Origin of the sequence: Halomonas sp. NPDC076908, assembly GCF_050269715.1 — a bacterium.
GTDB lineage: Bacteria > Pseudomonadota > Gammaproteobacteria > Pseudomonadales > Halomonadaceae > Vreelandella.
In genome coordinates, this window is the sequence record NZ_JBNNIW010000068.1 from 1 (window position 1) to 6,660 (window position 6,660).

5 protein-coding genes and 3 pseudogenes are annotated in these 6,660 nt (G+C 58.2%); 5 read left to right on the plus strand and 3 right to left on the minus strand.

Annotated features, from left to right (window positions below; translation table 11 throughout):
- Positions 1-184: 184 nt before the first annotated feature.
- Positions 185-903: pseudogene (locus tag ACQKE4_RS19830) on the minus strand (IS5 family transposase); the annotation flags it as partial.
- 68 nt (positions 904-971) lie between these two features.
- A pseudogene (locus ACQKE4_RS19835) lies at positions 972-1,127 on the minus strand (methionine synthase); the annotation flags it as partial.
- 8 nt (positions 1,128-1,135) lie between these two features.
- On the opposite strand from ACQKE4_RS19835, the gene ACQKE4_RS19840 reads away from it, so the two are divergent.
- The 5 genes from ACQKE4_RS19840 to ACQKE4_RS19860 all read left to right on the plus strand — a co-directional run bounded on the left by ACQKE4_RS19840 (position 1,136) and on the right by ACQKE4_RS19860 (position 5,989).
- Complete coding sequence (locus ACQKE4_RS19840) at positions 1,136-1,816, plus strand: anaerobic ribonucleoside-triphosphate reductase activating protein (RefSeq protein WP_427389954.1); 681 nt, start codon at positions 1,136-1,138, stop codon at positions 1,814-1,816.
- 25 nt (positions 1,817-1,841) lie between these two features.
- Positions 1,842-2,984: a helix-turn-helix domain-containing protein gene (locus tag ACQKE4_RS19845; protein WP_427389955.1), complete on the plus strand. Its 1,143-nt coding sequence runs from the start codon at positions 1,842-1,844 to the stop codon at positions 2,982-2,984.
- A 220-nt stretch (positions 2,985-3,204) separates the two neighbouring features.
- Entirely contained in the window at positions 3,205-3,438 is a 234-nt protein-coding gene (locus ACQKE4_RS19850) for a heavy-metal-associated domain-containing protein (RefSeq protein ID WP_427389956.1), read from the plus strand.
- 179 nt (positions 3,439-3,617) lie between these two features.
- Positions 3,618-5,444, plus strand: coding sequence for a heavy metal translocating P-type ATPase (locus ACQKE4_RS19855; RefSeq protein WP_427389957.1), 1,827 nt, complete (start codon positions 3,618-3,620; stop codon positions 5,442-5,444).
- A 29-nt stretch (positions 5,445-5,473) separates the two neighbouring features.
- Positions 5,474-5,989 carry a hypothetical protein gene (locus ACQKE4_RS19860; RefSeq protein WP_427389958.1) on the plus strand — a complete coding sequence of 172 codons (516 nt, stop codon included), beginning with the start codon at positions 5,474-5,476 and terminating at the stop codon, positions 5,987-5,989.
- A gap of 200 nt (positions 5,990-6,189) precedes the next feature.
- Here ACQKE4_RS19860 and ACQKE4_RS19865 read toward each other — a convergent pair.
- Positions 6,190-6,570, minus strand: a pseudogene (locus ACQKE4_RS19865) (methionine synthase); the annotation flags it as partial.
- Between the last annotated feature and the right edge of the window lie 90 nt (positions 6,571-6,660).

Sequence of the window (6,660 nt, forward strand, 5' to 3'; positions counted from 1 at the left end):
ACAGCCACTCGCGCTGAAGAGGCGAATTCTGATAAGCAATGCCAACAGCCAGTACCTTCAGACCGCTCAATCAGCGCCCTCGTGAATAAGGCGGGGTAAGTAGGAAAAGGGCTGCGTTCTGGCATTACTCAACAGCCACTCGCGCTGAAGAGGCGAATCCTGATAAGCAATGCCAACAGCCAGTACCTTCAGACCGCTCAATCAGCGCCCTCGTGAATAAGGCGGGATAAGGCAAGCCGGGGCGAGGTTTACGCCGCATCCTGCGCTGGGGAATGATGGGTTTCATGTGGTGACGAGAGCAGTAGTGACGTAAAGCATCGCTATCATAGCCTTTGTCCGCCACCATATAACGGCAACGCTTGCGAGGCCGTCCACGCGGTCCGGGCAAGCGGATACTCTCAAGGGTGGCAACAAAATGGCGTGAGTCAGCTTCCTGACCGGGCGACAAGGTAAAGCTCAAGGGCCAACCGTGACGGTCACATACCAGGTGAATTTTGGTCGTCAAACCGCCACGACTGCGCCCCAGCGCATGAGTTATGGGTTCGTTTGAGCCCCCTTTTTGCCGCCTCCCGAGGCAGCCCGCGTCGCACGAATGGAAGTGGAGTCGACCATCCATGTATCCAGGTCCATCAGACCGTCTTCTCGCAGCTTTAGATGCAGCCGCTCAAGAACGGCATCGAAGGTGCCGTCATCACGCCAGCGTCGAAAGCGGTCGTAGACCGTGCTCCACGGGCCATAGCGCTCCGGCATATCCCGCCATTTGGCACCGGAGCACAGTACCCAGAAAATACCGTTCAGGATTTTCCGGTCGTCCTTTCTGGGCCTGCCCATGCGCTGGGGCGGGGAAACGATATCTTCAATCAACGCCCAGTCGTGGCTGGAGATCTCGTAACGTCCTGCCATACGTCACCTATGCTGCTACGGTATGGGCAAACCTAGCAAAAATTAATTTTCGTACAAAGCCTAACATGCTGACGCAAAAACCTGGCTTCCTCAACAAAAACTGGCTTCCGGCGAGCCACAGCACCTACCACCGAGGGAACGCTGGCATCGTAACGATCCCGAATACGCACGGTCTCGCGCTTCTCAAAATCGACCCCGTCGAGGTGCTCAATAAACGTAGTCACGAGCCGGGATGACCCCGATGACCACGCTGGATTATCCGGATCACCTCGCCTGTGTGATATTCTTGCAGGGCTGTCCGTTACGCTGCGGTTATTGTCACAATGCCCATATGCTGCCACCGCGCCGCAGCGACGGGAGCGAATGGCAAGCAATACGCGACTTCCTTAAGCAACGCCAAGGGCTACTTGAAGCGGTGGTATTTAGCGGCGGCGAGCCGACCCTGCACAGCGCCTTGCCAGCCGCAGTTTGCGAGGCAAAAACGCTGGGCTTCAAGGTTGAACTGCATACTGCTGGCCCTTATCCGACCCGACTCTTGCAGCTGTTACCGTGGCTCGACTGGGTAGGGCTCGACGTAAAGGGCCATGACCGAAACTTTGATCGTATCTGTGGGCGCCCTGGAATCTGGCAGCGTAACCGTCAGAGTCTAACCATACTGCGCGACAGCGGTATCAACTTCGAATGCCGCACCACCGTGCATTGGCGCGATTTTGAGCTGGTCGATGTGGAGCGCCTGGCGCTGACCCTGGCAGATTTCGGCGTCCGTCGGTACGCTATCCAGGTGGCACGCACCCATGAGTGCCTTGACCCTGACTACAATCAGACGATGGAGAATGCTCAGTCGAAAAACATGTTACCCAAACTGATCAAGCGGCTGACACCGTACTTTGATCGCCTTGAGTTGCGAAGCTGAACCAATAATCCATGAATAACTTATTATGTATCTGACACTAGTCGATCTTGTTCTCGCCACCAGTATCATTCAAGCACTGGGCCTGGCCGTTTTTCTCTTGCTACCCGAGACGTTCCGTCTCGTCAGCAACCGCTTGCTGGCAGCCAGCCTGATCACCTTTGCCGCCGGGCTCGGCGAGTTCTTTCTCTACTCCACCGGTCTGGCGCTAGAGCATCCCAATCTGGCTTATCTAGGCACACTGGTCGGCCTGCTGCAGGCCGGGCTACTCTATGTTTATGCGCAATCGCTGATGTACCGCGATTTTCGCCTATTGCCCCAGCACGCTCTGCACACGTTGCCGTTCTGGGTGATATCGGCAATTTTTCTGATCGAATACTACCTGCAGCCCACGTCGGTGAAGCTCGATATCCTGATCAACCGCGATCACCCGGGCGTATTGACCTCTCCCCTGCTGGCGGTAGGCATTCATCTGGTTTTTCTTGGCTATCTGTGGGCCACCATTCATGCCCTGGGCCGTTTCGGGACCACGGTACGCCAGCTCTTTTCCAACCTTGCCAACAAGCAGTTGGCCTGGCTACGTACCTTGCTGATTCTGTACGCCATCGCCTGGGTGATCAGCCTGATCTACTGTCTATCGGCGCACGTATTCAAGGATCTCGTGAGTGTCAGGACGATCTCCGCCATTGGCGCCATCTCCGGCTTTTTGTTTATCAACTATCTGCTGATGCATGCTCTGCGCCAGCCGGGCATCTTCTCGGGGCTTAGTGTTGACGAAGCGCAACTAGCCAAAACCGAAACACCGGGCCGAGCCGCCCTGGTCAGTTCCGAGAATGCAGGATTATTGCGCCAGCTCGATCAGCACATGACTGAGGCTCGCCCCTACCTGGATGCCGATCTCAGCGTAGACCAGTTAGCCCACCAAATCGGCGTGCCCACCCGCGACCTGTCACGCGCCATCAATGAAGGGCTTGGCAAGAACTTCTTCGAGCTCATCAGCGACTACCGGATTGCCGAAGCCCGCCGCCAGCTGGAGAGAGCCGAGCCCGGCACGACGATTCTGGAGGTAATGTATGATTCAGGCTTCAACTCCAAGTCGGTGTTCAACACAGCCTTCAAGAAGGCCACCGGGATGACCCCCAGCGCCTACCGGACACGCCACTCCCCTTAATCCATCGTCATAAAAACCGCTGTTACATGGTTCGACTTTCATCAAACTGAAGTTCGAACTCATATCCCATTGATATATAAATAATTTTCAGCAACAAAGAAAAAGGTTCGAGTCCGCGCTACCGAACGACCCGATAGGGTCCGCTCGCTATGATAGAGTCAACGCTGAGCAGCCAACTTCTGGCCTGGCTCATGACTTCAACATAACGGAGCAGAACATTATGACTACCCCTACTGTTAAAACCACCACCCTGCGTTCCGACGAGTTCTCCTGCCCCAGCTGCGTCGAAAAGATTGAAACCAAACTGAAGGGGCTGGATGGCGTCGAGTCCGCCGAGGTGAAGTTCGCCTCCGGCCGGGTACTGGTGAGCCACGATCCGGCGAAAGCCCCGGTACGCACTCTGGTCGATGCCGTCGCCGAGGTCGGTTTCACCGTCAAGCCTTCGGCCATCTAAGCCTGCGGCTAGCAGGCCTCCTACTTCCGGGCTGGCACAACGGCCAGCCTCCCTCGCTTTGCGTCACAGGACTCAGCACAGCAGGGCACGACTTGTGTGCTCTTATGAGTCAGGTCTCTTACCCGTTAGCTCTTCAGGAGACACAGACGCCGGGCGAACCGTAATCAAAGGAGACCATTATGAAACTCTGGAAAACCTGGGGTGTGGTTGTCGTCTCCGGACTGATGATCATCGCCTCCTGGATCACTGGCTCGGACCTGCTGATGATCGCCGCTGCCGCGGTGGCCGGCTATCGAATCGCCATCTCCGCTTACCAGGCCCTGCGGATCAAGACCATCTCGATCGACCTGCTGGTTGTTGTCGCGGCGGTCGGTGCCCTGTTTATTCACAACTACTGGGAGTCTGCCGCTGTCACCTTCCTGTTCGCCTTTGGGGGCGCACTAGAGAGAGCCACTCTGAACAAGACCCGCCAGGCCCTGTCGGATCTGGTGGACGCCGCCCCCGAAACGGCCACGATACTGCGTGACGGCGAGCCGCAAACCGTTGAGATATGGGAGCTGGTACCCGGCGATATCGTACTGATCCGCAACGGTGAACAGGTACCTGTCGATGGCACGGTGATCTCGGGCCATGGCGGGGTGGACGAAGCCAGTATCACCGGTGAATCGGTACCTGCCGAGAAGGCCGAAGGCACAGAGGTATTTGCCGGCACCTGGCTACGCTCCGGCGTGCTGCGCGTCAAGGCCGTCGGCATCGGAGCCGACACTGCCCTGGCCAGGATCATCCATCGCGTCGAGGACGCCCAGGATGCCAAGGCTAAAACGCAGACCTTCATGGAGAAATTCGCCAAGTACTACACTCCGGGCGTGATGCTCGCCGCACTGGTAATCGGTCTGCTGACACGCAACGTGGAATTGGCCTTGACCCTGCTGGTCATTGGCTGTCCGGGCGCACTGGTCATTTCCATCCCGGTATCCATCGTCGCAGGCATTGGCCGCTCGGCCCGGGACGGCGTGCTGATCAAAGGCGGTGAATACCTTGAAACTGCCGCTCGGGTCAGCGCCGTGGTGGTCGACAAGACCGGCACCCTGACCAACGGACGCCCTGAACTGACCGACGTAGTGGCGCTGGATGACGCCTGGAGCGAGGATCAAGTTCTCACGCTGGCCGCCCGGGCAGAAACCGCCTCCGAGCACCCCCTGGCGGAAGCGATCATTCGCGGTGCCGAGCAGCGCAAACTTTCCGTCGAGATGGTGGAGCGGGCCGAACCGGTAACCGGCAAGGGTATCCGTGCCGAAGTCGACGGCCACACGGTTACCGTGGGCTCTGCAGCCTTGCTCGACCACACACCGGATAACGAACGCATTCTGGCCCTCAACGCGGCCGGCAAAACCGCCATGTTCGTCGGTGTGGACGGACGTGCCGTGGGTATCGTTGCTGTCGCCGATACGATTCGCGACGACACCCCTGCTGCCATTCAGGCCCTGCACGCCAGGGGTATCAAGGTGATCATGGCAACCGGTGATGCCCAGCGGGTCGCCGAAAACGTCGCCGCCGAGCTGGGTGTGGACGAAGTCCACGCCGAGATGATGCCCGAGGACAAGCTGATACTGGTCAAGGAGTTGCAGCGTCAGGGCCATACCGTGGCCATGGTGGGCGATGGGGTTAACGATACCCCGGCACTGGCCCAGGCCGACATCGGTGTCGCCATGGGTGCTGCCGGCTCTCCGGCAGCCATTGAAACCGCCGATATCGCGCTGATGGCCGACCGCCTGCCTCGCCTGCCCTATGCCTTGGGCCTGGCCAAACGCACGGTGAACACCATGCGTCTCAATATCGCTATCGCCCTGTTCACCGTGGCGGTGCTGCTGGTCGGCGTGCTCTTCGGCGGCGTGACCATGGCCATCGGCATGCTGGTCCATGAAGCTTCGGTACTGTTGGTCATCGTTATCGCCATGCTGCTGCTACGTCCCACACTCAAGGAGAGCAAGGTGGCAACAACGTAGCACCATGAACCCGCGGATGCCCTGGCGTCATGATCGCCGACAGCATCCTTCCTTACCACCACCCCATCCATACCGAGAACGGGAGATTCAAGATGTCGATCAAACTTTCCACTGCCATCATCCCCTTTACCCTGGCGGCCGCACTGGCGGTTTCCGGAGCCGGCCTGGCGGCCGATACGGCGGTGCACGACCATGACCATGGCGACGTCCCCTTCGAGCTGCAGCTCAACGACGGCGAAAAGTGGGCAATCGACGCCCCCCTGGCTAAGGCCATGGGCGATATCAGCCTGGTGATGCGCGGATCCATCGACGCCATCCATGAGGACCAGCTGCCGACAACGGAGTACGTCCCCCTGGCCAGGCAGATCAATGACAGCGTCGCTTACATGGTGGCCAACTGTGAACTTCCGCCCGAGGCCGACGCCCAGCTGCACATGATCATCGCCCAGCTGGTGACCGGCGCAGACAAGATGGCCGGCAACAATGTCGACGCTCCCCCCCCGGGGGGGAGCGGTTCAAGTGCTGGGGGCACTAGAGGCCTATGAGCGCTATTTCGATGACCCGGACTTTGTCGCTGTCATTCACTGAGTCACACCCCGGCAACAACGCAGCACCATGAACCCAGCGAAGCCTTGGCGTCATAATCAACAGTTCGCCAGCGCGCCTTGAGCGTAAAAACCAATCGCCCCGGATCACGACAGTGGTCCGGGGCGATTCACTCAAAGGCCTTTCCACTATTGCCAACCTAGGCCAGCAGCTCCCTTCGGACGATTTCCGCCCCTGCGCTTAAAGCCCTTAGCTTGCCTCTGGCCACCTGGCGCGATAAAGGGGCCATGCCGCAGTTGGTGCAGGGATAGAGCTTGTCAGCATCGACAAATTGAAGCGCTTTTCGTAGCGTATCGGCCACTTCCTCAGGCGTCTCAATCGTATTGCTGGCCACGTCAATAGCACCCACCATGACTTTTTTGCCCCGGACTAGCTCTATCAGATCCATGGGGACACGGGAGTTTTGGCATTCCAGTGAAATAATATCAATGCTGGACTTTTGCAGCTTGGGAAAGGCTTCCTCATATTGCCGCCACTCGGCGCCTAGGGTTTTTTTCCAGTCTGTATTAGCCTTGATCCCGGCTTATTCATGAGGCCGGCCCGAAAACGAAGATAGCGGATGGTATTCTCTTGAAAATTCAGTGTGTTCCGCCAAGAATCTGAACCAAGA

What these genes read in the sequence shown, in the direction of transcription:
- ACQKE4_RS19845 (WP_427389955.1), top strand. Translation starts at nt 1,842, where the DNA reads ATGTATCTGACACTAGTCGATCTTGTTCTCGCCACCAGTATCATTCAA.
- ACQKE4_RS19850 (WP_427389956.1), top strand. Translation starts at nt 3,205, where the DNA reads ATGACTACCCCTACTGTTAAAACCACCACCCTGCGTTCCGACGAGTTC.
- ACQKE4_RS19840 (WP_427389954.1), top strand. Translation starts at nt 1,136, where the DNA reads ATGACCCCGATGACCACGCTGGATTATCCGGATCACCTCGCCTGTGTG.
- ACQKE4_RS19860 (WP_427389958.1), top strand. Translation starts at nt 5,474, where the DNA reads ATGATCGCCGACAGCATCCTTCCTTACCACCACCCCATCCATACCGAG.
- ACQKE4_RS19855 (WP_427389957.1), top strand. Translation starts at nt 3,618, where the DNA reads ATGAAACTCTGGAAAACCTGGGGTGTGGTTGTCGTCTCCGGACTGATG.